At 43.2% G+C, this 26,689-nt stretch carries 20 protein-coding genes; 16 read left to right on the top strand and 4 right to left on the bottom strand.

Annotated elements, in window-relative coordinates; all coding sequences use genetic code 11:
• Positions 1-13: 13 nt before the first annotated feature.
• On the bottom strand, positions 14-3,436 hold the full coding sequence (locus O2Q26_RS16120; RefSeq protein WP_289216869.1) for an SCO7613 C-terminal domain-containing membrane protein: 3,423 nt from the start codon (positions 3,434-3,436) through the stop codon (positions 14-16).
• Between the two features lie 164 nt (positions 3,437-3,600).
• Here O2Q26_RS16120 and O2Q26_RS16115 point away from each other — a divergent pair, with 164 nt between their 5' ends.
• From O2Q26_RS16115 to O2Q26_RS16075, 10 genes are all read left to right on the top strand, one after another.
• Positions 3,601-4,737, top strand: a complete 1,137-nt coding sequence (locus O2Q26_RS16115) for a conserved virulence factor C family protein (RefSeq protein ID WP_289216868.1) — start codon at positions 3,601-3,603, stop codon at positions 4,735-4,737.
• Between the two features lie 15 nt (positions 4,738-4,752).
• Positions 4,753-5,181 (top strand): BrxA/BrxB family bacilliredoxin, encoded by a 429-nt coding sequence (locus O2Q26_RS16110; protein WP_253935770.1) that lies wholly within the window; start codon positions 4,753-4,755, stop codon positions 5,179-5,181.
• A 524-nt stretch (positions 5,182-5,705) separates the two neighbouring features.
• Positions 5,706-7,058, top strand: coding sequence for a glucoamylase family protein (locus tag O2Q26_RS16105; protein ID WP_289216867.1), 1,353 nt, complete (start codon positions 5,706-5,708; stop codon positions 7,056-7,058).
• A 124-nt stretch (positions 7,059-7,182) separates the two neighbouring features.
• Positions 7,183-8,502 carry a TrkH family potassium uptake protein gene (locus O2Q26_RS16100; protein WP_289216918.1) on the top strand — a complete coding sequence of 440 codons (1,320 nt, stop codon included), beginning with the start codon at positions 7,183-7,185 and terminating at the stop codon, positions 8,500-8,502.
• A gap of 1,224 nt (positions 8,503-9,726) precedes the next feature.
• Positions 9,727-10,119 (top strand): class I SAM-dependent methyltransferase, encoded by a 393-nt coding sequence (locus tag O2Q26_RS19105; RefSeq protein WP_352232261.1) that lies wholly within the window; start codon positions 9,727-9,729, stop codon positions 10,117-10,119.
• Positions 10,120-10,149: 30 nt separating this feature from the next.
• Positions 10,150-10,491 carry a hypothetical protein gene (locus O2Q26_RS19100; RefSeq protein ID WP_352232260.1) on the top strand — a complete coding sequence of 114 codons (342 nt, stop codon included), beginning with the start codon at positions 10,150-10,152 and terminating at the stop codon, positions 10,489-10,491.
• Positions 10,492-10,601: 110 nt separating this feature from the next.
• Complete coding sequence (locus O2Q26_RS16090) at positions 10,602-11,927, top strand: cytochrome ubiquinol oxidase subunit I (RefSeq protein ID WP_289216866.1); 1,326 nt, start codon at positions 10,602-10,604, stop codon at positions 11,925-11,927.
• Positions 11,928-12,012: 85 nt separating this feature from the next.
• Positions 12,013-13,038, top strand: coding sequence for a cytochrome d ubiquinol oxidase subunit II (locus tag O2Q26_RS16085; RefSeq protein ID WP_289216865.1), 1,026 nt, complete (start codon positions 12,013-12,015; stop codon positions 13,036-13,038).
• A gap of 139 nt (positions 13,039-13,177) precedes the next feature.
• Positions 13,178-14,122: a glutaminase A gene (gene glsA / locus O2Q26_RS16080; RefSeq protein ID WP_289216864.1), complete on the top strand. Its 945-nt coding sequence runs from the start codon at positions 13,178-13,180 to the stop codon at positions 14,120-14,122.
• A 15-nt stretch (positions 14,123-14,137) separates the two neighbouring features.
• Positions 14,138-14,584 (top strand): DUF4385 domain-containing protein, encoded by a 447-nt coding sequence (locus O2Q26_RS16075; protein WP_289216863.1) that lies wholly within the window; start codon positions 14,138-14,140, stop codon positions 14,582-14,584.
• A gap of 38 nt (positions 14,585-14,622) precedes the next feature.
• Here O2Q26_RS16075 and O2Q26_RS16070 read toward each other — a convergent pair whose 3' ends face one another.
• Genes O2Q26_RS16070 through O2Q26_RS16060 form a run of 3 tightly spaced genes read right to left on the bottom strand, consistent with a single transcriptional unit; the run spans position 14,623 to position 17,627 of the window.
• On the bottom strand, positions 14,623-15,603 hold the full coding sequence (locus tag O2Q26_RS16070) for an NAD(P)/FAD-dependent oxidoreductase (RefSeq protein ID WP_289216862.1): 981 nt from the start codon (positions 15,601-15,603) through the stop codon (positions 14,623-14,625).
• 12 nt (positions 15,604-15,615) lie between these two features.
• Positions 15,616-16,626, bottom strand: a complete 1,011-nt coding sequence (locus tag O2Q26_RS16065; protein WP_289216861.1) for a FecCD family ABC transporter permease — start codon at positions 16,624-16,626, stop codon at positions 15,616-15,618.
• Positions 16,626-17,627 carry a FecCD family ABC transporter permease gene (locus O2Q26_RS16060; RefSeq protein ID WP_390216750.1) on the bottom strand — a complete coding sequence of 334 codons (1,002 nt, stop codon included), beginning with the start codon at positions 17,625-17,627 and terminating at the stop codon, positions 16,626-16,628. The genes O2Q26_RS16065 and O2Q26_RS16060 overlap by 1 nt, the downstream gene beginning before the upstream one ends.
• A gap of 1,051 nt (positions 17,628-18,678) precedes the next feature.
• Here O2Q26_RS16060 and O2Q26_RS16055 point away from each other — a divergent pair.
• The 6 genes from O2Q26_RS16055 (at position 18,679) to O2Q26_RS16030 (ending at position 26,453) form a co-directional block, all read left to right on the top strand.
• A complete protein-coding gene (locus O2Q26_RS16055; RefSeq protein ID WP_289216860.1) occupies positions 18,679-19,641 on the top strand; it encodes an iron-hydroxamate ABC transporter substrate-binding protein in 963 nt (320 codons plus the stop codon).
• Between the two features lie 110 nt (positions 19,642-19,751).
• On the top strand, positions 19,752-20,075 hold the full coding sequence (locus O2Q26_RS16050; protein WP_289216859.1) for a PadR family transcriptional regulator: 324 nt from the start codon (positions 19,752-19,754) through the stop codon (positions 20,073-20,075).
• The gene (chrA, locus tag O2Q26_RS16045) at positions 20,069-21,250 is read left to right on the top strand and encodes a chromate efflux transporter (protein ID WP_289216858.1); all 1,182 of its coding nucleotides are present in this window, start codon (positions 20,069-20,071) and stop codon (positions 21,248-21,250) included. Before O2Q26_RS16050 ends, chrA begins: the two co-directional genes overlap by 7 nt.
• A 149-nt stretch (positions 21,251-21,399) precedes the next feature.
• Positions 21,400-24,192, top strand: a complete 2,793-nt coding sequence (locus O2Q26_RS16040) for an EAL domain-containing protein (protein WP_289216857.1) — start codon at positions 21,400-21,402, stop codon at positions 24,190-24,192.
• A gap of 29 nt (positions 24,193-24,221) precedes the next feature.
• A complete protein-coding gene (locus O2Q26_RS16035; protein ID WP_289216856.1) occupies positions 24,222-25,856 on the top strand; it encodes a thiamine pyrophosphate-binding protein in 1,635 nt (544 codons plus the stop codon).
• Between the two features lie 108 nt (positions 25,857-25,964).
• Positions 25,965-26,453, top strand: a complete 489-nt coding sequence (locus O2Q26_RS16030) for a PCYCGC motif-containing (lipo)protein (protein ID WP_390216749.1) — start codon at positions 25,965-25,967, stop codon at positions 26,451-26,453.
• Positions 26,454-26,689 lie beyond the last annotated feature (236 nt).

Below are 26,689 nucleotides of genomic sequence, written 5' to 3'. Positions count from 1 at the left end.
TTCATTTTCTTTATTAATTCCAATCTTTTAGAGTCCTCCACAGCTGTTTCATCTTTCTTCCCACCGGATTGTGCTTCTGCTGCTTCTGCCATTCGTTGTAGCTGGCCACACCAATCAGCAGGAATCCAGCAACAAGCAAGTACGCCCACCACGGCATATTTCCCCAGTAAGGCCTCGTCTGATAAATGACATTAAAGATAAGGACTCCCATTCCCACAAAAAAGTATGCTTTTATCCTCAGCTGCATCCCGATAATCATCGATACTAAAGATAATCCACCAATCATCCATGCATCCCAAATCGTATGACTGCGTATGGCATCAACTACTAGATAGGCAGCAATAAAAAGCAAAAGAGCAAGCTGGATTTGGTTCATAATCCTGTTATGGTGCTTCCATGTATACTTACGTATGATAGCTAAAACTCCGATCAACGGCAGCACCTGCAGCTCCGCATAAACGAGGTCTGGTATCTGTTGTCTGTAATCGTTCACGATCAACAGGTATGCAGCATAGAAACTAAGTATGCCAAGTGTCTCAAACACACGTGTCATGTAATTTTCCTGCACCCTGTTCCGGTTCAGGAGGAACCATAGACCAAGCAGGACAGGAGGAACAATTTTCAACCAGATGATACTTTCCCACTGTAAGAAGGTCGTCAGATAAGGAATGTAGATAAAAGCCGTCCAAGAATAGCTATCCATCACTAATGATTGGTTATTTACGGGTATTAATCGTTTGAACCTGCGATGACCTATAGCCAGCAGCAGCGAAAAAGACATCACAAGAATCAACATCATCCAACCAGCACTTAATATTCCTCTGTACTGTTCCCAAAGAGCCAAAGAAAGAGCGAGAGGAACGAGGCTGAATACCGACCACTCCCTGCGTTCTATAAATAAACAAATAAGAACAATGTAAAAAAGAATAGGAACCATTTCATAAAGCAGAAGATTTCCATGATGAATCAGACTGAGTAAACCTATGATTGAAAAAGGGATAATAAACCAATCAGCCCTCCGCTTCCATCCCCACGGAATGAACACCCAGGCAGCCGTAAACATAATGCTTGCCGACAGCCATGCGTAAGCAGCAGGAACACCGGGCAGCCAATTGTAGAAACCAGGTACAGTCGCTGTCAAAGCGAACACGACCCCCATTGCAGCATATAAAAATGTCTTCACCTGCCACTCTTTATGCCGACTGAGAGTGCTGAACGCATATAACATCAACGGTATAATAAGAAGCATGGGGTGCAGACTTTTTTGTAAAGTTTGGTCTAATAGGACGACAGCGGTCAAAGGTATAAGTACAGCATGAGCCAACCAGAAAAAGTAAGGTTTCAACTCAGTCCACCTTTTTGATGCATACTCGCTGATCATCATAAGCCATAAGGGTGCAAACATCAGGAAATTGACCGCGCTTGAGAATTCTTCGAACGGAAAAATAAGAAGGAGAGAACTATACCATGACAGTACGAGCAAAGCGGGTAAAATCCACAGATGATTTATACCTGTGTAAAGGACGAGCCATGTTAGTACTCCTATGCCTATAAATAAAATCAGAGTAAGACCGATATCGGACCCGGCACCTCCATAGAGGATAAGAATCAGCGCAAGGATAAAGCTTGATTGTCCTACATAAAAAGAAGAACGTGAAAACTCGATTCGCTTCAACTTTCTATAGATTTCGCTGATCCCAAGCAGCGCAGCCCCGCTCAAAGCAAAATGGGGAGACTCCTTATAGAAGTCCGGTAAGTTTGCTACATATTCGTTCATATACAAAAAAAGCATTAGGGAGGACAATAACCAGCTTACAGGGTGGACCCATATAGCCGTTTCCCGTATTTCCTTCGTCCGTGTTTGTCTTGCGATCACAAAGGAAAGAAGGCCTACGACGAACAAAATAACAGCCGCTTCCCCGAATCTATTATTCAATACACTAAAATATAGACTTACCCCGATCACGGCTGCAGCAGTATTAAAGCTGCTGTCTTTTACCGGTTGAAGCAGCCTATGAACGGCAAACAGCCCAGGATATATGAGTATAAGCACCCCTATAATAAACATGAACATCTCCAGATGCAGAGAGAGCGGATCTCCCAGCAGCCAGATTTGCCAGGCAGCAGCAAATACAAAAACAGGGGCTAAATATTGAAAAACCAGCTGCTTTACAAGATACGCAAGTGCACCGTAATTGATGGCCATAATGAGATAAGCAAGAAACAACAGAACGCTGCCATCCTCTGCATGTAACGTGATACCTTCGTAACTAATGTAAAGAAAAGCTAAAAAGGACACTACACCACTCGTATAGAGAAAAGCGGTTCTCATGAAATGGTGCTTTCGACTTGCATACGCGAACCCTACATAGAATAATCCTGCGCAGGCGTACACAATGGTGTCGACGGCAGCCATTCCAGTGTTCTCCACAAGCTGATAAAGACCATAGGCGAGTAAAGCAGAAAATACAAATTGATATTCTTTCGTCTGATATACAAAAACCATAGCCAAATATAACCCTGCCGTCAGGAATAGATTAAAGCTGTAAAAGACTTCACTCTCGAATAAAACGAGCATGAGTAAAGTGGATAAGATAATATTCGCCTGAACATAGATAGGCAGCTCTTTTGTAAACAGTACGAAACGATCAATATGTTTAACCTTCTGATACAAAAAGATCAGACCAGCATTAAACAACATAACAAGTAAATAAAAAGCATCTACACGAACCTGTAAAGCTCCAAAACCAAATCCCGCGGATAACGATAGAAAAATTAAAGCGATCCAAACGAAGAGTCTGGATTGGTGCTGAAAAGCATTTCTAACATAAAGAGGCAGGGGGATGAGAGCACCAAGCAGCCCAAGTATGTACCTGCCTTCCCCATCGAATGATAGATAGCTTCCCCATAACTCAAAATATCCGATCGCTAATACGGCGATAGGAATCAGTAAACTGCCTAACGTTAAAAAAGCAAAAGCCGTCTGTTCAATTTTCAAATATTTTCTGCATAGAAAGCTTAACCCTAAAAAGAATAAGGAGACAAAGAAAATGGAAAAGACTTTTAAACCAGAGCCCATCTGTTCCCATTGGCTTGTGGCAACTACGAGCCCGCTGATCAGCAGCAGGATGACCCCTAAAATAAGAGACCACGTGATGTTACGCTCTCTCAGTTGTTCTTTGCTCAGCTTTTTCTTCGGTTTCTTCTCCGGTTTTTCCGGCTCTGCCGACGTATCCTTTTTAAAGATTCGATCCTCTTTTTCCACGAAATCACTGCCTGCCTCATACTCTGCGGCTGAAGCCTGAGCTTCCAAATAGTTATCGTGAGCGTTTATTATGTTTTTATATTCATTCTCCGTTATGTAATAGCCATCTCTAAGGTGACGTAATTCCTCATGAAACACATCTTTTTTCTCATGATTAGATTGACCACTCATATAGTACCCCCGCCCCTCATGACCTACTACCTACTTTAAATGTAACACTACATATAATTTAGTTTGAATTCAACCTATATTTTACCAATTACCGGCATAATGGAAGTCAGAAGATTATTTTGATAAAATTATAATTAAAACCAGAAGTCAGGGAGGAACTACACATGAAAATTACGTCGATAGAACCGACACCGAGTCCTCACTCTATGAAAATAAATGTGAACGAAGAACTCCCAAGTGGAGAAAGCAGAAATTATAAACAAGGAGACAAGCTGGACGAAGCACCTGAGTTTGTCACCGACCTTTTTAAAATAGAAGGGGTGAAAGGCCTTTACCATGTAGCCGATTTTATTGCTTTAGAACGGAAAGCTAAGGTACCATGGGAAGAGATCCTTCCTGCAGTACGTGAAGTGTTTGGATCAGAAGAAGCTGAGGCCCAACCCGGATCTGAAGGAAAATCCGAGGAAAACGAAGCATTTGGTGAAGTGAAAGTGTTTATTCAAATGTTCAAAAACATACCGATGCAGGTGAAGCTTGAAGAAGGTGAGGAAGAGAAGCGTGTCGGCTTGCCTGAACGTTTCACGGAAGCCGCTATGAAAGCTGCTCCTGCTTCCCCTAATATGATTATGGAACGAAAATGGGTGGAGCAGAGTCCGCGGTATGGAGATGTCAATGACATCGGTGAACAGGTAAAAGAAGAACTTTCCGCTAGTTATGAGCCTTCAAGATTAGATCAGCTTGTTGAACAAGCGTTTGATCAAGAGAATAAAGCACAGGAAGAACCCAGCGCTCCCAAGGTTTCTCTAGAAACCTTGGATGATCCGGATTGGAAAGTGAGATATGCTGCGCTTGATCGTATGGACCCAACCCCTGAGGATTTACCGGTCCTTGATAAAGCGCTAAGTGACGATAAAGCATCGATCCGCCGATTAGCTACGGCGTACCTGGGCATGATTGAAGAGCCGGAGGTTTTGCCATACTTGTACAAAGCCCTCGATGATAAAACGGTCACTGTCCGCAGAACAGCGGGTGATTGTTTGTCCGATCTTGGATTCAAAGAGGCGATGCCTCACGTAATTGAGACGTTAAAAGATCCGAACCGTCTCGTTCGCTGGAGAGCAGCTATGTTTCTTTATGAACTAGGAGATGAAACAGCACTCTCCGCTTTAAAAGAGGCCAGCAATGATCCCGAATTTGAAGTACGCCTGCAAATCAATATGGCAATTGAACGAATTGAAGGCGGCGAAGAAGCGAAAGGTTCCGTCTGGCATCAGATGACCCAGGCAGCCAAACAAAAATAACAGGAGGTTTTATCCATGAACCCATATGAAGCCTATATGAAAGAAGTTTCACAGCCCATGCGTGAAGAATTGACAAAGGCAGGATTCAACGAATTGACGACACCAGAGGAAGTCGATGAATTTATCGGCTCAACAGAAGGTACGGCTTTAGTCGTAGTGAACTCTGTGTGCGGATGTGCAGCAGGTTTAGCCCGTCCTTCCGCAAGAGAATCACTGGCTTTCGAGAAAAAACCTGATCAGCTCGTTACCGTATTCGCCGGCCAGGATCGTGAAGCGACAAGCCGCATGAGAGATTATTTTGAAGGCTATGAACCTTCTTCTCCATCTATGGCTTTACTAAAGAATGGGCAAGTTGTCCATTTCATACCTCGTGAAGAAATTGAAGATCATGACGTAGAAGAAATCGTAGAAAACTTGACCAATGCTTATCAGCAATACTGCTGATTCACTCACTAATCCGTTCTCTTAATTAAAGAGAGCGGATTTTTTAGTGCCCAAGCACTCTATTTCCCTGCTTACTTTTTTAGAGCCACCCCTTCACCCTTTTTACCAAAAGTGAAATCGAAAGTACTTCCCCGGCGGAAGAAGTCTTGCGGTACTCTCACCCAATTTCTCCTTATTTAAATTTGATTTTTAATCTTGAATTCATTGGAACCATTACTTTTTAATCATTTTTTAAAAATTCAGAACTTTACCCTTTATATGATTGCGCTTACATTTATTTGATGTATACTTGTAATCGAAACGTTTCACTAATTCAAAAGCTATATTAAATCTATGTGTTGATTTTTCAAAATCCTATTCTGAAATACCGTCTTCATTGCTGGCGCTAAGAGTGGATGGGTGCTTCTCTCTACCCAATTAGACATAGTGAGTTGTTCATCTTCGCCCTTTCCTTCTCTTAAATTAGGGGGATGAAAAATCAACAACAGCATTTAACTTAGCTCATTTAAAAAAGGAGTGTTATTTTGAAGAAAGCTTTTTACTTTATACTTGTCTTTGCTTTTCTGCTCAGCTCTGCATTTCCATCCACTTCCCTGGCCCACCCTTCTGATAAAGGCAAAAAGGTGGCACTTTCCAAACAGTTAGAAGCCATCTCCAAGAAAACCTATACTTATTTTGAAGATTTCACCGATCAAGATACAGGATTGACATATGATGCGGTAAGAACAGATGGTGGAGATATTGACCCGCAGAAACATACGTCCCCGACTAATATTGGGATGTACTTCATGAGTACAATCGCAGCTGAAGAATCAGGTACCCTTTCTGAAGATGAGGCGATATCTAAAATACAAACAACCTTACATACATTAGAAGATATGGAAAAATGGAATGGCCTTTACTATAACTGGTATTACACAGATGACGGCTCTCTTATGACTGATTGGGGCCAATTCATATCCACAGTCGATAACGGATGGTTATCCGCCGGCCTTATAGTTGCTGGACAAGCGTACCCGCAACTTAACGAGCAAACGAGTGAACTGGTCGATGCTATGGACTACTCTACCCTGTACGATCCAGAAGTCGGACAGATGTACGGAGGATATGATGTCGAAGTGGAGAGTGTGACCGACCACCACTACGGTGCTCTTTACACGGAACCACGTGTCGCGAGCTACTTGTCCATCGGTAAAGGTGATGTTCCGAAAACTCACTGGTGGGAAATGGAACGTACTATGCCGCCTGAATGGGACTGGCAATCTCAAATACCTGAGGGCTACACAGAAACTTATGATGGCATCGAAGTGTTTGAAGGTCATTATACGTACAATGACCAGAAATTCGTTCCAAGCTGGGGCGGCAGTATGTTTGAAGCCCTCATGCCCCAGCTCGTTATGAAAGAAAAAGAACTCGGGCAAGATGCGCTTGGTTTAAACAACCAGCGCCATGTTGATATACAAATTGAATATGCAGAAGAACAGGGGTACGAGGCGTGGGGGATGTCTCCAGCTGCTACACCGGATGACTACAAAGAATTTGGTGCAACTCCACTTGGACATGAAGGTTACGAGTCAGACGGGACCGTGACCCCGCACGCTACTTTCTTAGCATTGGAATATGCACCGATGGAAGTGTTTGAAAACATTCAAACATTAAAAAGCTATGATGCCTATGGAAAATACGGTTTTCTGGACTCTGTGAACGTGGAAACCGGTGAGGTGACAGAAGCCTATCTCGCTTTGGATCAAGGGATGTCTATAGTAGCCATTGCGAACTATCTCCATGATGGAGTGATCAGAGATTATTTCCACCAGGATAAAATTGGAGAAATCCCTGAAGATTTATTAGAACGCGAAGAATTTTCCATCAAATAAGGTTTAGCTTGCAGAGAACTTCACTTCTCTGCAGGCTTTTTTTACTAACGTTACTTTAGTCCTATTTTATTTCTAATCCACTGGATTATAATAATAACATTCTATAGGACAGCCGGTGATGTTGTTGAAGAAACGTTTCGTCCATTTGAGTCCACCTCAATCTTTAATTCTCGTGTTTGCTGTAGCTATCTTTTTTGGAACGCTCTTTTTATTACTGCCAGTGGCAACCGAAGAAGATATCTCTTTTATCGATGCATTATTCACGGCTACATCCGCCATGACTGTAACAGGACTGGTAGTGGTAGATACCGGATCCGTTTACACCACCTTTGGAGAAAGTATCATCATGGTATTGATTCAAGTGGGCGGCTTAGGGATTATGACTTTTGCCGTTCTCATTTATATGGTATTAGGTAAGAAGATTGGTATTAAAGAGCGGTTACTTATTAAACAAGCTATGAATCAGACCTCGATCGGCGGGTTGATTTTCTTAATAAAAAGATTGCTGATTTTCTCTCTTTCTGTTGAACTCATTGCTATCGTTTTTCTTTCCCTCAGGTGGGTGCCGGAAATGGGTTGGAGGGATGGCATCTACACCAGTGTCTTTCATGCTGTCTCTGCTTTCAACAATGCGGGATTCTCTATATGGTCTGACAGCTTATCTGGTTACGTAACTGACCCTGTAGTAAATATTGTCATTTCTTTTTTGTTTATCATCGGAGGAATTGGTTTCACTGTAGTATTCGACCTTTGGAATAAAAAACAATTCCAACACCTTTCGTTGCACACTAAGATCATGCTTGTCGGCACATTTTCTATAAATGTGTTCAGCTTGATTATAATTTTCGTACTTGAATACAATAATCCTGACACGCTGGCTGACATGTCTTCAAGTGGAAAATGGCTGGCATCCTATTTCCAGGCCGTAACTCCCCGTACCGCTGGTTTCAACTCGATCGATATCGGCCAAATGGAGGAGTCTTCCCTCTTTTATATCATCACGCTCATGTTCATAGGAGGAGGGAGTGCTTCGACCGCAGGAGGAGTAAAACTGTCCACTGCCCTTATTATCCTGTTAGCGACGTTCGCCGTCTTTAAGGAAAAAGACAATGTCGTGCTTTACCATAGGAGCATCAGGCCTTTCCTCGTCATGCGCGCACTAGCTCTTACGATCGGAAGTATAGGCGTTATTATCGTATCCGTTTTTGTACTGAATCTGACCGAAGATGCTTCTTTTCTAACTATTCTTTTTGAGTGTGTATCCGCATTCGGGACGGTAGGGTTATCGATGGGGTTGACGGGAGACTTAACGTTAATTGGGAAAGTTGTGCTCATTATGACGATGCTTATCGGAAAATTAGGGCCGCTCACTTTTGCTTTTGCTTTCGCGAAAAGTACGCCGGATCCTGTTAAATACCCGCACGAAGATGTAATGACCGGATGACTTTCAGCCGTCAGTTGACCACTGGCGGTTTTTCTTTTTATATGGCTTTGTTAAAGTTCCGTGTTGATATTCTTATAAGCTCCCTTTAGTGGAAGACTCAGTTTCGAGATATCAGGGCTGTTTCCGTTATGTTTGATAGTGTGTAGAGCTCCGGGAAATCACTCGCTTTCCGTGGGAGCGCGGTGAGCCTCCTCGAGCTGACGCTCTGTGGGGTCTCACCAAGCACTCTTTTCCCACAGGAGTCTCGCAATTTCCCGGAGCTCTTTGCGATGATTAAGTGTAACGAAAACTTCCGTTGCAGCATGTCAGCTCATGAGGTTATAAGGCACATTAAGAAAAAAGCAATCGCGTTTTTTATGTTGCTGATTCTCGTAACAAGTGTCCCGCTGAAAGGTCTTCTATAGAACGCAACATTTCCATGTGTCAGAATATGGGGCAGTCGCTCCTTCTGGAAAAGGGGTTCGTTCATTCCATTTTGACTGGGGTGGTTGGGAAGCTGCGAGACTCCCTTGGTAAAAGCGGAAGCGCTTTGGTCAACGGCGTATGGACTGGACTGAGCTGTCGGAGATATAGGAAACACGAAGAACGGCGTGATTAGATGTTGACTTATCGTACAGAAATAATGGAAGTATCGTTAACCCGCTAAGCGTCGAAGCTCGAACACGCGGGTGAGATGAGATCGGGGCAGTCGCTTCATAATGAAAGGGTGGGTAGGGAACGTTGGTACCAGAGAGTTTTTGCTTCTCATGTCTTAGTTCCGTCAAGAATATACGTTAGGTGGTTTTAGGAATGGGCGAGACTCCTGTGGGAAGAGAGTGATTGGTGAGATCCCGGAAGGCGGCAGCCTGAGGAAGCTCACCGCACTCCCACGGAAAGCGAGTCCATTCCTAAAACCACCTTCCACTCATCATGATGACGGAACAGCAAAGATCCCACAGTGCTGCAACCCCGAGGAACCTCGCCACTTCCCCCACAGGAAAGCGAGTAGCTTCACAACAACCCCTGACTCTCAATACGGCAACGAACCCAGACTATCTTGAAAACGAGTCTTCCACTATCCTGCCATATTGTTGAATAACTCACTTATCAATTCAACATCCACCTTTAACATAGCCATTTATATAAATTCAACTTATCATTTGTGATCATTATTCGGTATTCTTCTTATCACACCACCTCACGTATAATAAAAGTACCTCATCAAAATGAAAGCAGGTGCGTATAATGTCTGACTCTATTAAACGTAAGGTTCAGGAAACCTTCTCAAAAAATAAAGAGTCTTATTTTACGAGCGCTACACATAATAACCAAACTGATCTGGATTTGATTACTGAGTGGCTGAAACCGAAATCCGAATGGAATGTCCTTGATATCGCTACCGGGGGCGGGCACGTTGCCAGGCAGCTCAGTCCTGCTGTGCAAACCGTCTTCGCTACAGACCTTACAAAAGAAATGCTTGCAAACACAGCCAGTCACTTAAAGGGATTTCCAAATATTCATTATGTCGCAGCGGACGCAGAAGAATTGCCTTTTATTGAAGAAACTTTCGATGCCGTAACATGTCGCATCGCCCCTCACCACTTCCCCGAACCTGCTCTATTTATTAAGGAAGTCTAAAGAGTTCTAAAGACGGGCGGCCAGTTCTTAATGATTGATAATGTAGCTGCGGAAGATAGAGAACTTGACCGCTTTTACAATACATTTGAAAAAATGCGTGACCCAAGTCACTGTCGAGCTTTACAAATCTCTGAATGGAAGACGTTATTGAACAAGCATAAACTTTCCTTAATCAATGATCTTTCAAGGAAGAAAAAGCTGCCTTTTCCTGAGTGGGCCCGCCGCACCACGGACGAGAAAGGCGTACGGGCTGTACAAGATTATTTTCTGAAAGCCTCTGAATCCCATAGAGAACATTTTAATATACAAAGAGATGGAGATCAGATTACTGAATTCACCATTGATGAATGGATGGTTCTTTGCCAAAAATAATCATCACCTGCAGCTTCGTAGACTGCAGGTTTTTTTATGTTTATTTTCATTTCATTTAGGACAGGATGATTCTAGATATATTTGTGAAACAGAAACTATGAGGTGACGTAATGGATATTGTAGTCATGTCTCGAGTCTTGTTCGGGTCGTCAATGGGTTTTCACATCATCTATGCAACAATTGGTGTCGGCCTCCCCATTATGATCATACTCGCTGAGATCATGTATTGGATCAAGAAGGATAAAGATTATGCTTTAATGGCCAGACGATGGACGAAAGGTTTTGCCATACTGTTAGCTGTGTCGATTGCATCAGGTACCATTGTAGCCGTGCTGCTATCCTTGCTTTTTCCGAATTTCATGGAAATTGTCGGGCAGGTCATATCCCTTCCCTTTCAGTTAGAAATATTCGCTTTCTTGATTGAAGCCGTTTTTATGTCGATTTATTTGTATGCTGCTGATCGTCTCCCTCAAGGTCTTCGTGTATTAAGTATCTTCTTTGTTGCGATGGGGGCAACCGCTTCTGCGATCTTAATTACCGATGTCCATGCCTGGATGAACACCCCGGCTGGCTTTGAAATGACTGAATCGGGAGCCATTATAAATGTGAATGTAATGGAAGCTTTTTTCAACCCAAGCTTCGTCGTGACAGCTATACACGTCACACTGTCAGCTTACATGACCGTGGCGTTTCTTGTGGCTTCTATTGCAGCCATACGATTAATGAAACGTCATATATCAAATGAAGAACGGGCCTACCATAAGAAAGCTCTTATGATTTCCTTATATTTAGGAGCCGCCATGTCATTAGGCACAGCGATCAACGGACACGAAACCGCACAAATGCTGCACGAACAAAACCCTAGAAAGTTAGCAGCCGCGGAAGGATTGTTTGAAACGACGACATACGCACCACTATCTGTCGGAGGTTACACCTCTTTGGAAGATGGAAGAGTGAAATATGCCATTGAAATACCGTACGCTCTAAGTTTTCTTGCAGGAGACAGATTCGATACGGAAGTAATCGGTTTGAATGAATTCCCTGAAGAACTATGGCCGCCGCTATATGTCCACATTTTGTTCAATGTGATGGTCGGCATAGGTACATTATTAATCGCCCTATCTTTTCTAGCTCTTTTTTGGAAGGTTGTATTAAAAAAAGATTTTCCTGGCTGGATGCTTGGCCTTCTCGTTGTGGGCGGGCCGTTATCCGTCATTGCCATAGAAGCTGGGTGGTGCTTCAGCTGCATTGGGCGTCAGCCTTGGACGATTACGGACGTCCTGCCTACAGCCGATGCTGCTACTAAATCAAGCAGTGTCAGCATATTGCTTTTCACTTTTTTGACTTTATATGTCGTTTTATTATTCGTCACCGGGTTTGTAATGAGGTACTACTTCAAAAGAAACCCTGTCGAGAAGGACCTGGCTGCACAATGACATCTGCCCAATACTTATCACTCTCACCTATAAGTAAGATGCAGTTTCAGGGATAACAATCTCATCAGAAAGGAGGAGGCTGAATTTGGAAGCATCTACGCTCGCTATTACAATTTTATGGAGCCTTTTATTCATTTATGCCATGCTTGGCTCTTTAGATTTCGGCGCAGGATTCTGGGGGATGATCTACGGAAAAGATGACCGTACCAACGCAGGACAGATTGCGAACCGTTTCCTATCACCTACGTGGGAAGTGACAAACGTGTTTTTTGTTATTTTCGTCGTAGCACTTGTCAGTTTTTTCCCATTCGCTACGACGATGCTAAGCAGTTTGCTGCTCGTTCCTGTAGGGCTGGGTCTGTTGCTATTGACCATTCGTACGACGTTTATGGTCTTCGCCAATCACGCCAATAGATATCAAAATATCCTAAGAATAACTTCAGGTATCACAGGCCTGATCATTCCCGCTCTTTTAGTCAGTATGCTTCCCATTACGCTCGGGGGGTTTGTCGAATTCGTCGATGATTACCCTCAGCTGCTTTACGGAAAATTGCTGGCGCACCCTACCTTGTACATGCACATCGCGTTCGGATTGACTACAGAACTGTTCATCTCCGCTGTCTTTCTTATGGATTATTCTAAGGAAGCAGAGGATTGGTCTGCTTATCATACGTACCGCAAGCATGCTTTATGGCTGGGTCCCATTTCAATAGCTATTGCGATGCTGACAATTGGAACGATGCCTGAAGAAGCTTCCTGGATCGTAGACAATATAGAAGCCAATCCTGTCTGGTTCGGTTTGTCTGTTGCATTCTTCATTCTGGGCTACGCTTCGCTGTATATTAAATCAAAGCATGGCCGTAAGGGACTTGCCCGTCTTGCCATGACTTTCATCATTATTCAATATGGAATCGCCATATATGCTTACGGGTTGGCTCATCTCCCTTATTTGATCTATCCTGATTTAACAATAGCAGACAGTTTTACAGACCCATCGATTTTTTATAAATTGTTGGTCGTATATGCGGCTGGTTTTGCAATCCTGGTGCCTGCCTTCATTTTGTTCTGGAGGTTATTTTTAAAAGACCAAAGGTACTTAAAACAACAATAGGAAAGGATGAGGCGAAAAAGCCTTATCCTTTTTTTACTATCTACTTTAAGCTTGTTCTGTGTCCAAGCGGACATCAGCAAGTTTACGTGTCTCCAGATTCAGGGTACATAAAACTACTACATTTCGAAGGAGAACTTTTATGACTAAGCTAAGTACACAATATCTTGAAGAAGCTATAGAGGATAGCAGACCATTTGCTGCAAACGGATCAGTCAACGCGGCCTTGCCCACATTTGATGATACGATGAAAGAATTGCTTGGGGTCACGATTATTACCCCTGATTTCAAAATATACCGCGCGGGTGATTACAATCAATATGTACCTATGCAAAGCACGTCGAAAATCATCGGGCTCATGCTGGCTCTCGAGGACTTTGGAAAAGAACGAGTGTTTCAAACGGTTGGGATGGAACCTATGGGGGATTTTTTCAACTCGATTTCCACTTTGGAAGCTCCAGGTTCCGATAAGCCGTTCAATCCGATGATCAATGCAGGTGCCATTTCCATTGCTTCGCTCATTAAAGGTCAAAACGTTGAAAATAGATTTGATCGGTATTTAACGTTTTTAAGAGATATCACAGAAAATGACGAGCTTCAAATGGACGAAACGGTGTACAAGTCGGAAATCGCTAATGGAGCGAGAAACCGGTCATTAGCTTACTTTATGCAAAGCACCGGCACCATCGTAACCGATGTGGAAGAAGCTCTCGACCTTTATTTCCGTATGAATTCCGTCATGATGTGTGCAGAAGATCTAGCCAGAGTCGGTTTGTTTTTAGCGCGCGGCGGGATCGACCCAGATGGCAACACCCTTATTCCAGCGCATCACCTTCGCACAGTGAAAGCGATCATGCTGACGTCCGGAATGTATAATGCTTCAGGACATTACGCTGTTGAAGTTGGCTTTCCATGTAAAAGTGGAGTGTCCGGCACAATCATAGGCTCTGTCCCTGGTGTGATGGGCATAGGCGTTGTAGCTCCAGCGATTGATGATAAAGGAAATAGTACGGCTGGCGGAGCATTAATCAAGAAGCTTTCGAAGGACTTGAACTTAAATATGTTTGGCATAGAAAACACGAGGTAAAAGGAGGGCAGACGAATGGCTTTTGATTACTCGATGGACTTTAAAAACATTGATTTCAGAAAAAACCCTGAGAAATACCGTGTCGGCCGCGGCGAACAAGGGGTACTTATGGTGGAACCGTATAAAAGTGAAATCCTGGAACATTGGAGATTCAAAACCCCAAAGATCGCTGAACAATCTTCACAAAAAATTTATGACATGTTTCTTGAATATAAAAAAGCTGATGATTTTGTTGGAATGGATATGGCCAGGAAATTTCTTCAGATGGGGTATACCCGCTCTCGCCGTTATGCCAATTATAAAGGTGGGAAAAAATATAATAAGCACGGCGAGGTTAACGAAAGGGACATCGATGAAGAAAAAGCCGAATCCGCTAAAATTTTCGAAGAGAAATGGATAAAGGCTCGAGAAGATGAAGAGTACCTCAATAGAAAAAAGGAACATCAAAAAAATTATAGATAACAAAAAAACCGCCTGCCTGGGCGGTTTTTAATTTTACTTTACGAATGTTTATAGATCACGGTACTATACACCTGTGATTTAGCTTTAGGATCGATATGTTTTTTTGCCCCGTTGACTGCCGTCATAGCCTCAGAAAAGCCCGAGCCGATAAGCATCGTTTTGTGAGGATAAACGACAGCGTCACCAGCGGCATATATCCCCTTAATATTTGTACTCATATCACTCTCTACAGGGATACGTCCTTTATCTGTAGAAAGCCCCCATTGGTCATATAAACTCTTATCAATTTTCAACCCTTCATATACGAGAATATCATCCACTTCAATTTCTTGACCGTCGTTCAAAATCAAGCCCTTTAATTCAGTTGAGGACCCTGTGAGTTCTGTTACTTTCGAGTTTCTGTGGATATATACCGAGGATTGTTCCAGCTTCTCAACATCCTGTTCATAAACTGATTTGAAATCACTGCCATGATTAATGATGTGAACTTCTGAAGCCACTTTCTCTAGAGCTAACGCCCAATCAATTCCTACCCTGCTGTCGGATACGACGGCTGTTTTTTTCCCAGCGTACTGATTCAATTGCTGAATCGTATAATGAATATGCTTGCCTTCATAGGCATCACTGCCTTTCACTTGCAAAGGCTGCATATCAAAGGAACCTAAACCTGAAGCCACTATAATTGATTTCGAATAATGTTTTTCACCGTTCGTGGAGGTTAGGGCAAAGGTCTCGTCCTCAAGCTTCTCAATCGATTCAATCTTCTCCCCTGTTACAATAGCAGGCTGCACACTCAGCGCTTGTTCCTCTACATTCCCCACCAAATCTTCTCCTGTCACACCAGGAAAGCCACCTACGTCATAAAGCTTTTTTTCTGGATAAAAGAAAGAAACTTTACCGCCTAGGTGCGGCTGGTACTCAATCACTTTTGTTTTCATATCACGCATCCCACAATAAAATGCGGTATAAAGCCCTGTCGTTCCTCCGCCAATGACAATTACATCAAATGTTTCACTCATACAAACCTCTCCTTAAGCTGTTTTCATTAATAAATAGATGAAATAAGGTGTGCTAACTATGGTTACGACAACCCCCACCGGAATCTCTGCAGGTGCAATGATATTACTTCCAATAGTATCTGCTGCCAGTAAAATAGCAGCTCCAAGCAATGTGGATACAGGCAGCATCACCTGATGTTTAGGTCCGACAATACGGCGCGCAATATGAGGAGCGACCAGCCCGAGAAATGCGATCCCTCCTGCTGCTGCAACTGACAAGCCGGCAAGTCCGACAGCAATCACTAGTAAAATCAATCTTTCTTTTTCTACAGGAGCTCCGAGCCCCATGGCTAAGTCATCACCCAAATTCAAAACATTAAGAGCCGAGGATTTAAATAAAGCGTAAATGATCAATAAAATGATGCCCGGTACTACAGCAGAAACGAAGTGCCAGTTGGTGCTCCATATATCTCCAGAAAGCCACACCATAGCCTGCATGAAATCTTGAGGATTCATTTGTACTTGGAATAAAATCAACCCAGCTCCAAACCCTGCATTAACGCCAATACCAACCAAAATAAGCCGTATCGGCTCCACACCTTTTTTCCAAGCCAGCGCATAGATGATAGCAGCCGCTATAAATGCCCCTAATAACGCAGATACTGGCAGGAGATAAATCCCCCATCCGCTCAAAGAACTCATCGATGATTGAAAAAAGAAAATATACAGCACGACGACCAGTCCTGCTCCCGAGTTTATACCTAGAATACCTGGGTCAGCCAAACCATTTTTTGTGACACCTTGTAAAATAGCTCCCGAAAGACTGAGCGCCATCCCAACGAATATGGCAATTACAATCCCAGGCAGTCTAAAATTGAACAAAACCAGTTCTTCTCTAGCACTGCCTTCGCCAATAAATGTTTGAAAAACGTCACCTGGGCTGATTTGGACGGGACCCATATTCAAGCTAATCAATAAAATCCCTATAATAAGTAACAGCAAACCTGTCATCCAGGCTGTAAAACGATAACGATCTTGCCCCATCACATATTCCCCCTATTCCCACGCGCTAAATAAAGGAAGAAAGGTACTCCAATAAATGCTGTAATTGCACCCACCGGTGTTTCGTATGGAGCGTTAACGAGACGAGCACCAGTATCAGCCGCTACTAGGAGCCACCCTCCCAGAACTGCAGAGACCGGGATAATCAGGCGATAATCCGCCCCTACCAAAAAACGTGAAATATGAGGAATGACGAGCCCGATAAACCCCACAGTTCCCGCAACCGACACTGCGGCTCCAGATAATAAAAAGACAACAACGACACCAAGAGATTTAACGAGAATCGTATTCTGTCCTAACCCCTTGGAAACATCTTCTCCGAGACTGAGTACGGTCATCGCCTTGGAAATAGCGACGGCGATCACCAAACCAATACCGCCCGCCACGAGAAGAATCTGAACCGAAGTCCAGCCTGTATTTGCTAATCCGCCAGCATACCAGAAGCTCATCTGCTTAGCCACTTGGAAATGCAAAGAGATTGCCGTCGACAAAGAACTGAGCATTCCACCAATAGCCACCCCCGCTAAAGCAAGTTTGACAGGCGTAAGTCCTCCACTTGAAAAAGAACCGACCGCAAAAACTAATAGAACAGCCAGCCCAGCTCCTATAAATGAGGCAAACGTCAGCCCTATATTGGATAAAGACGGGAAAAATACCAGAGACACAATCAAAGCAAAAGCCGCCCCATGGGTTACCCCCATGACTGAAGGTGAAGCTAAAGGATTTCTCGTTAACCCTTGCATGACTGCCCCGGAAACAGCAAGAAAGCTTCCTACTAAAGCAGCCCCCACCGCTCGGGGCAGACGTAATTCCTGAATCACTTGATGATTCGTTTGTGCTGGGTCGAAGGCAACAACCGCCTGCCACACCGTAGACAATTCAATATCTGAAACACCGAAAGCCACTGACGCTCCCAGCGAGAAAACTAGGCCTATACAAGAAATAATAAATATAAAAGTAGCTCTCCCTATTCGCTTAGGCAGCTGTTCTGTTTTTAATTCATCTGACTGAGCCACTTTTATTCAACCCTCTCTGAAAGCTTATCAACCATTGTATACATTATATATTGAGAATCATTATCATTAATCAAGTATATGGCAGATGCTTGAATTGTTCAAGCAAACGGGGTAGATATATTATTATATAATATATCGTGGAAGACTTGATTTTGAGATTACTGGGTTCGTTGCCTTATTAACAGTCAGGGGCGGTTGGGAAGCTACTCGCTTTCCTGTGGGGGACCTGGCGAGCTTCCTCGGGCTTGCAGCCCTGTGGGATCTCGCCTACATCCTTCTCCCACGGGAGTCTTGCAGCCTCTCCACCACACCAATCGATATAAGATGAACGCCCCCCCTTATACCGTTCATTATCTTTATTTCCGCCAGCTCAGTCCAGTTCATACGCCGCTAAACGAAGCGCTTCCGCTTTCAAAGGTAGGAGTCTCGCACATTCCTAAAACCACCTAACTTATATTACGGGACGGGGCGGGACGGAACTAAGAAATGAGAAGCAGAAACTCTCTTGTACCAACGTTTGCAGAATAATTAAACCGGTTGTTTTAGAAAAACTAACTATCCAATAGGCTTTTCATTTCCGTGAAAATAAGCTAGAAATGAACCCGTTTTGCAAGAAGGAGCGTCTTCTTTATCCCTGTCCAGTGAGAATATTGCGCTCCACATCAAGGTGTTGGGCCGCATGGTTATAACAATCAGCATCCGACATCCGAAATATACCATCTAATTATGGCAAAGAGCTCCGGGAAATCGCGAGACTCCTGTGGGAAAAGAGTGCTTGGTGAGACCCCGGAGAGCGTTAGCTCGAGGAGGCTCACTGCGCTCCCACGGAAAGCGAGTGATTTCCCGGAGCTCTATACGCTGTCAATCATAACGGAAACAGGCAGAATGTCTCGAAACTATGAACATCACAAGGAAATTTAACAGTGTAATTTATAAGTAAATCTTGACTCTTTCAGTGAAAATGATTATCATTATCGTCAGAAGGTCCTACTACGAATTAAACAGGAGGAGCGTCACGATGAAAAAAAGTATTTTATCCATAATCAGTGTTTTGTTTATCCTTGCACTGTTCGCTTGCAGCAGTAACGAGGAAGAGGCAGAGGAATCCAATGAATCAGAGGATACCAACGCTTCGGAAGAAAACACGGAAGAAGAACGTACCCTGGAACATGCATCTGGAGAAGTAACAATTCCAGCCAACCCTGAACGCATCCTTGCCCCTTACTTAGAAGATTCTTTAGTAGCTCTAGGGGAAGAGCCTGTTGCTCAATGGGCTATCGGCGAAAGTAAACTCGACTACTTGCAGGACGATTTAGAAGACGTCCCTACTATTGAGTGGGACTTGCCTTTAGAAGAGACTCTTAACCAGGAACCTGATCTGATCATTTTCAACTCTCCTTCTTCTTTGCAAAATGGAACGTATGAAGAATATGAACAGATTGCACCTACCTATGTATATGAAGACGAAGTCAACTCTAACTGGCGTGATCAGCTCACTCAAATGGGTGAAATCTTAAATAAGCAGGACGAAGCGGAAGAGGTTTTATCAAGCTTTGATGATAAAGTGGAAGAAGTAAAAGCGAATACGGCGGAAGCGATCGGTGATGAGTCCGTTGCTTTTGTCTGGACACTCGGAGAAGAATTCTATTTATTTGAATCAACTCGCTATGGAGCAGAAGTGCTATATGATGAGGTAGGGTTGACGCAGCCTGAGCTCGTCGAAGGATTGGAACAGGAAGAACAATGGAACCCTATCTCTCTAGAGAAACTCGGGGAGCTTGATGCAGAACACGTATTTCTCATAGGGGAAGAAACAGAAGCTGGTTTTGAAATCCTTGATGACAGTTCAGTCTGGCAGAGTATTCCTGCCGTTGAAAATGATCAAGTATATGAGATGAATCAGCCCAGCCACTGGACAATCGATGGCGCTATCGCCCATGAAATGACATTAGATGCAGTAAATGAAGCTTTAACAGAATAAAGAAATGTTAAGAATACGTAAACTTTCTATAAGTTTACGTATTTTTTATTGTACTTTAATAAACATTATCGTATCATGATATCGGATTTCGAAATAAGGAGGCAGATGTGATGCTCAGGGACTTTTTTCTCGGCTCGATTAAAATCCATATATTGTACCATGCAAACGAGGAACCTATTTACGGAGCTTTTCTTATAGAAGAACTGGCTTCCCACGGGTATGATATCAGTCCGGGTACACTATACCCTGCCTTAAAGTCACTTCACGATAACAAACTGCTTGATAAGTATGAACAAAACGTCAACGGTAAGATTCGCAAGTATTACACCATTACAGAGAAAGGCAGACGTGTACTTGAAGAAGGAAAACAACAAGTTCGCGAGCTTGCTGAAGAAGTATTAGATGACGACTGGAAGAGGAGGAATGAATGTTGAAGAAACATAAAGGATCATTAAAAGAGATCTTATTTGCATCTACTAAACTGGGACTCACTTCGTTTGGCGGGCCTGTCGCTCACCTTGCGTACTTTAAGGACGAATATGTCGATCGTAAAAAATGGCTGGATGATAAGACTTACGCTGACATCATAGCTTTATGTCAGTTCCTGCCTGGCCCTGCCAGCAGTCAGGTGGGCATCGCCATCGGCATGCTGCGGGGAGGACTTTTAGGCGGGATCGTTTCTTTTCTTGGATTTACGGTCCCCTCCATTCTTGTACTGGTTTTCTTTGCACTTCTGTACCAGTCCTACGACCTTGGCGACGCGGGCTTCATTCAGAGCCTTAAAGTCGTTGCGGCAGCTGTAGTATTGCATGCATTAATCGGTTTAGGTAAAAAATTAACTCCTGATACGAGCAGAATAGCTATAGCTATTGCTGCTGCCTCTATCATGCTGCTTTTCCCTTCGGCCTGGATGCAAATCGCCATTATATTAGGAGCAGGAATAATAGGCTTGAAATTGTTTGCCCGAATAGCGAACACGAAAGCAGAACCTTTTCCTGTCACGTTTTCCAAAAAAGCTGGAGCGATTTCGCTTACTATTCTTGCAGGACTTTTAGCTATCCTGCCTATCTTGTCGCGCGCTACCGACAATATGCTGCTCCAACTTTTTGATACGTTCTTTCGGGTTGGATCACTTGTATTTGGCGGAGGACACGTAGTTCTGCCGATGATTGAACGCGAAGTAGTGCCTACTGGATGGATCAATTCAGGAGATTTCCTTGCGGGGTATGGCATGGCTCAAGCTGTACCAGGACCCTTGTTCACGTTCGCAAGTTATTTAGGAACAATGATCGAAGGAATATCAGGAGCTGTTGTAGCAACGATCGCTATCTTTCTTCCTTCATTTTTATTTTTGATTGCTGCCCTGCCTTTCTTGAATGAACTGAGAAAGCGTGCCAAATTCCAAGGTTTACTCATGGGTGTGAATGCAAGTGTGGTGGGAATTCTTTTGGCTGCTTTTTATGATCCGGTTTTCACAAGTGCCATCACTTCAAATTCTGATTTTGCGCTGGCCGCTGTTTTGTTTGTAAGTCTTCACTTCTTTAAAGTTCCTGCCTGGGCTGTAGTATTATTAGGAATAGGTGCAGGGTTTGTCATTAATTTGATATAATTGTAATAGATTGTGAGTATAGAAGATCAAATGAATTCTTTCTATACTCACATTTTGTTTATTCTTGCCGATACAATAGATACATACTTCACTTAAAAAGTGAAAGGGGTTCGTTATTTTTCAAGCATTATGGTTATGGAGGAATAAATATGTCCAATGAACAGACGAGATACTCCCGACTAGCTCAAATCACAAAATTAATCAATACGAACTTAGAATTAAGAGAAGTTTTGGAGCATGTAGTCACAGCCATATCGGAAGAAATCGTCCGCTGTGATTCAGTCGGCATATACCTGCCTCAAGAAGATGGCACATACCGTGGATTTGTCGGTAAACCTGAGCTGATCAATGGCATGACATTAGATATGCACGTTGTCGATACAGCACATGACCATCTTGCAAAAGAAGTAATAGAAACAAAGCAAGCCATTTATATTCCGGACACATCAAAAGATTCCAGGCCAGATCCACGAGCTGTTAAAGGATTCGGAATCAAATCTCTGCTCGTTCTTCCTATGGATTACGAAGAGGAATTATTCGGTCTTGTATTCTTATTTGATTATGGCATTCCCATGAATCTGACAGATTCCGAGATTGAGTCTATTAAAGCTTACGTTAATATGGCTGCTGTAGCTGTGCGAAACTCTAATGACTTAACTAAAAAAGAATCGCTTATCGCAGATAAACAACTGTTATTGAACGTGACCCGGGATCTATCATTATGCTCTTCCCTTAAGGAAGTCATGGATAAGAGTTTTAAATATCTCGGCGAAGTCCTTAAAAACCCTAATATCGGAGCCCACCTCCTGGATCCTGTCGCCCATCGCCACATCAATCCTACAAGCCTGAGTAAGGATAGTGAATGGTCAGAAGAAGCATGGAAAAGAACTCACCGCCACCTTGCAGTCGATTTCAAGAAGGATTTAGTCTTTCAAGAAGTTCTTCGAACTAAAAAACCTATATTCATAGGTGACACCCTGAACGACCCACGTCCCAATCACGAAGCCTGCCGGCGATTCGGTATCAAAGGAATGTACATGATCCCTATGATTGCTGCCGGCAATGTTCTTGGCACAATCGCCATCGTGAATCTAAAAGAAAAAGGTCACGTTTATCCTAAATCCGCTATGCAATTGGCTGAATCCATTGTAGACGCGACCGCACCCGTCCTATCCTACCTTTTATATATTGAGAAGCAAGAACTGATTATCTCAGAAAGAACATCGGAATTAACAGAAAAGAATAGAGAACTTCAGCAGGTAATTAGTGAAGTGAAGCAGATCGGCAGAGAAAAGGAACTGATCCTTAATTCCGCAGGAGAAGGTATATTTGGCCTTGATTTGACGGGCAAGATCACTTTCTGTAACCCATCCGCAACTAAAAATCTGGGATACGAAGAAGAAAGTGAGCTGATTGGCCAGCCTTGCCATAATATATTGGAAGGATGTAGAGACGAGCAGACTGGTATGTTCTCTCCCAAACTTCAAAAGGAAGCTGATCAAGACAGAGCAGAGGAATATTTCTTTAAAAAAGATCGCAGCCGCTTCCCTGTGGAATTTGTCATCACTCCTCAAATTGAAAAAAATGAAACGGTCGGGTATGTGGTGACTTTCAAAGACATAACGAGCCGCAAGCAAATGGAAGAGAAAATTAAATATCATGCCTACTATGACAGTGTCACGAACCTGCCTAACCGTGTATTATTCCAGGACAGACTCCATCAGGCTTTGAATTACGCTGAATCGTCCGGCAGATCATTAGGTGTTCTATTTTTAGACGTAGACCGCTTTAAAAAAATCAACGATACATTCGGCCACACCTTCGGAGATCGTGTTTTAAAGAAAATAGCTGATCGGCTGCTCCACCGTCTTCCTAAAGAAGCTACGGTGTCCAGACAAGGAGGAGACGAGTTTATCATTCTCGTCCCTAACTTGGAAAATAAAACAGGGGTGAAGGACTACGCTCGTGAAGTGCTGTGTGTTTTCTCCGATCCTTTTCACATCAATGGACAAGAAGTTTCCGTGAAAACGAGTATCGGAATCAGCATGTTCCCCGAAAATGGAACCAGCTCTGAACAGCTGATCAAATATGCTGATGTCGCCATGTATAAGGCGAAGAAGCTGTCAGGAAATCAATTCCAACTGTATGATCCTAACCTAGAAGACCGCAGCTTGGGAAGTGTAGAGCTTGAAAATGACTTGTACAAAGCTTTACAAAATGATGAGCTGACCGTTGTTTATCAACCAAAGTATGATGCTATGAAAAGTCGAATGTTTGGTGTGGAAGCTCTCCTTCGCTGGCATCGCCCTCAGAAAGGAATAATGAAGCCAAAGGATTTCATCCCGCTGGCTGAGGAAACAGGATTAATTATTCCTATGGGAGAATGGATTTTAAAGAAAGCTTGTGAACAAGGGAAAGAATGGCATAATCAAGGGCTAGATCACCTTTCCGTTTCCGTGAACTTGTCACCTCAACAATTCAACCAGGAAGACTTAGTGGCCAATGTTAAAACAATACTAGAAGAAACCGACTTGCCAGCTCCTTGTCTAGAGCTTGAGCTGACCGAAAACTTAATTATCCACAACACAGAAAAGACTTTAAGAATCATCCACGACCTCAAGGACTTAGGTGTAAAAATATCCATCGATGATTTTGGAACAGGCTATTCATCCTTAGGATATTTGAAAGACTTCCCAGTCGATACGTTAAAAATCGATAAAACATTCATTGATGAACTTCCTGATAATCCAAATAACGCTGCAATAACCAACACGATCATCACACTCGGGAACAGTCTAAAGCTCAATGTGCTAGCCGAAGGTGTTGAAAAGAAAGAACAGCTCGATTATTTGACGGACAATGGGTGTTACCTTATACAAGGCTATTATTTTAGTCGCCCCTTAAAAGCCGAAGATGTTATTCATCAGATTTACATTCGATAACTATCCAATTTAAAGCGAGGAGATCCGTAATGAAATCAGCTAAAGCGGTAGTGGATTACTTGAAGAGTGGAGATGTTTCTTATATTTTCGGGATTCCTGCTGGTTCAGTCAACGCATTTTTTGATGAATTGTACGAAACCCCTGAAATTACACCGATCGTGACAAAACATGAAGGTGCAGCTTCTTATATGGCAGCAGCCTACGCCAAATATTCCAAAGAGCTAGCCGTATGCATCGGCAGCAGCGGTCCTGGTGGCACAAACCTGGTGACTGGTGCAGCTAATGCGATGCGAGAGCATTTACCGATCCTTTTTATAACTGGATCTGTACCTGTAAGTACTGTGGGATTAAACGCTTCTCAAGAGCTTGATGCCCATCCGATCTTTGAACCGGTGACAAAGTATAGTAAACGAGTAGACAATGCCGACGAATTACTTGAAGAAGTCCATAAAGCTGTAGAAATCGCTTTATCCGGAGTCCCCGGCCCTGTCCATATCGCTATGCCGATTGACGTGCAGCTACAAACCATGGAGCCTGTTCCTTTGCCTCCATTTCCGAAAAGAACGCCGATTCTACCAGATCACAAAACTATAGAAAAAGCTGTCCAACAATTAGCTTCCAGTAGAAAAGGCTATATCTTTGCCGGCCAGGGCATTCGCAGTGCAGTGCCCCAGCTCATTGAATTAGCAGAAATACTGAATTGGCCGATCGTCACCTCACCTCAAGCAAAGGGACTTATTCCTGACGATCATCCTTTACGAAAAGGGATCTTCGGTTTTGCAGGTCATGAACAAGCTTCCGACCTTATCAATCAAGGCGATTTCGATACTGTGCTCATTGCAGGGTCCAGCCTTGGAGAAACAGCCACAAATAATTACAATCCAAATATCACAAAAGATAAAACGTTGATCCAAATAGATTTTGACCAAGAAGTATTCAATAGAAAATATCCCGTCGATCTACCTGTGCTCGGGGATATTGACATCGCTCTTTCGGCTATTAATGAAGAACTTCACCTTTTAGGATATGAGCGTACCACTCCTTCCCACGTCCGGAGGGATTTTGAGACGATAACAGACGAGTTCAGTACGAAGAATGCTCTGCTGAGATTGCAAGATTTACTGCCTGTAGATACGCGGTATACGATAGATATCGGAGAATTCATGGCATATGTCATCCACCACATGAACGTTTTGGAAAAGGATTGCTTTGATATCAATGTTCATTTTGGAGCTATGGGGAGCGGAATTGGCAGTGGAATCGGAGCCAAACTAGCAGACCCTGGGCGGCCGACTGTCAGTATAACCGGGGATGGATGCTTTTTCATGCATGGAATGGAACTACTCACAGCCAAGGAGTATAATATTCCTGTCTTATTTGTTGTGATGAACAACGCCCGATTAGGAATGGTGCATCATGGGCACTCTCTCCAGTATCAAAGAGCCCACGAACGCTTCGCACAAGAGCCTGTGGATATTTCTGCTTTAGCGCGCACTATGGGAATTCCGAGTATCCGCGTAGATAAGATGGAAGATTTGGAACAGGAATCTATCGAAAAGTTACTCTATCAAAATGGACCCGCCATATTGGAAATCGCACTAGTGGATGATCGTGTCCCGCCAATGGGGGACCGGGTGAAGTTTTTATCTTCGTTTGGCAAATAAGCCCGTGAATTCACTTCTCGTTTCATAGGTCCAAACTACCTTGTACTTTCTCCTCGTTCCAACTATGATAGAGGAGATTTATATAATAGGAGGAAGATCTTATTGAAAATAAAGTTTTTTATCGTTGTTAGTTTGTTACTGTCCACCTTTTTAGCGGGATGTGCTGAAGGTAAGGATGAGTCCGCGGCTGACCATGAGGGTCATACCTATGAAACTACTGAAAATGGAGATATACGTGAAGAAACTTCAAGTCTAGACGTCCAGCCAGCTTTCTTAGGAGAAAAACCCGAGGAAGTCCAGGACATTTACTTTGCTGCTTCTAAAAACAAAGATTTACTGGAACAAATGCCATGCTATTGCGGCTGTGGAGAAACGGCAGGACATCGTGATAATTATGATTGCTTCATTTCTGAAAATCATGAGGATGGATCGCTTGTATGGGATGATCATGGAACAAAATGCGGAGTATGTTTAGAGATTGCAGCTCAAGCTATCGTGGATCACCAGGACGGCAAATCTGTGGAAGACATTCGTGAAGATATAGATGAGAAGTATGAAAAAGGGTATGCAGACCCTACACCTACTCCAGAAGTATAATGGTAAGTGACCAACCCTCCAGTCTCAACTCGAGACTGGAGGGTTTTTTATGTTAAACGCAGCTGATTTTTTATAAAAGAGTTATCCAATGATATTCCAGTTATAAGGAAGACTCGACTATTAGACTTTCTACTGTTCCGTCATTGTGATGAGTAAAAGGTGGTTTTAGGAAGGGCTCGCTTTCCGTGGGAGTGCAGTGAGCTTCCTAAGGCTTCTCCTTCCGGGATCTCACCATT

It is taken from the genome of Halobacillus campisalis, from assembly GCF_030345335.1.
In the GTDB taxonomy this organism is placed as follows: domain Bacteria; phylum Bacillota; class Bacilli; order Bacillales; family Halobacillaceae; genus Halobacillus_A; species Halobacillus_A campisalis.
The sequence above is the reverse complement of the archived record's forward strand: the minus strand, read 5'-3'. Positions and strand labels throughout refer to the sequence as shown.

Coding starts and splice junctions, on each gene's coding strand:
- O2Q26_RS16050 (WP_289216859.1), top strand. CDS start 19,752: ATGCTCAGGGACTTTTTTCTCGGCTCGATTAAAATCCATATATTGTAC.
- O2Q26_RS16070 (WP_289216862.1), bottom strand. CDS start 15,603: ATGAGTGAAACATTTGATGTAATTGTCATTGGCGGAGGAACGACAGGG.
- O2Q26_RS16075 (WP_289216863.1), top strand. CDS start 14,138: ATGGCTTTTGATTACTCGATGGACTTTAAAAACATTGATTTCAGAAAA.
- O2Q26_RS16090 (WP_289216866.1), top strand. CDS start 10,602: ATGGATATTGTAGTCATGTCTCGAGTCTTGTTCGGGTCGTCAATGGGT.
- O2Q26_RS16035 (WP_289216856.1), top strand. CDS start 24,222: ATGAAATCAGCTAAAGCGGTAGTGGATTACTTGAAGAGTGGAGATGTT.
- O2Q26_RS19105 (WP_352232261.1), top strand. CDS start 9,727: ATGTCTGACTCTATTAAACGTAAGGTTCAGGAAACCTTCTCAAAAAAT.
- O2Q26_RS16115 (WP_289216868.1), top strand. CDS start 3,601: ATGAAAATTACGTCGATAGAACCGACACCGAGTCCTCACTCTATGAAA.
- O2Q26_RS16040 (WP_289216857.1), top strand. CDS start 21,400: ATGTCCAATGAACAGACGAGATACTCCCGACTAGCTCAAATCACAAAA.
- glsA (WP_289216864.1), top strand. CDS start 13,178: ATGACTAAGCTAAGTACACAATATCTTGAAGAAGCTATAGAGGATAGC.
- O2Q26_RS16065 (WP_289216861.1), bottom strand. CDS start 16,626: ATGGGGCAAGATCGTTATCGTTTTACAGCCTGGATGACAGGTTTGCTG.
- O2Q26_RS16055 (WP_289216860.1), top strand. CDS start 18,679: ATGAAAAAAAGTATTTTATCCATAATCAGTGTTTTGTTTATCCTTGCA.
- O2Q26_RS19100 (WP_352232260.1), top strand. CDS start 10,150: ATGATTGATAATGTAGCTGCGGAAGATAGAGAACTTGACCGCTTTTAC.
- O2Q26_RS16120 (WP_289216869.1), bottom strand. CDS start 3,436: ATGAGTGGTCAATCTAATCATGAGAAAAAAGATGTGTTTCATGAGGAA.
- chrA (WP_289216858.1), top strand. CDS start 20,069: ATGTTGAAGAAACATAAAGGATCATTAAAAGAGATCTTATTTGCATCT.
- O2Q26_RS16110 (WP_253935770.1), top strand. CDS start 4,753: ATGAACCCATATGAAGCCTATATGAAAGAAGTTTCACAGCCCATGCGT.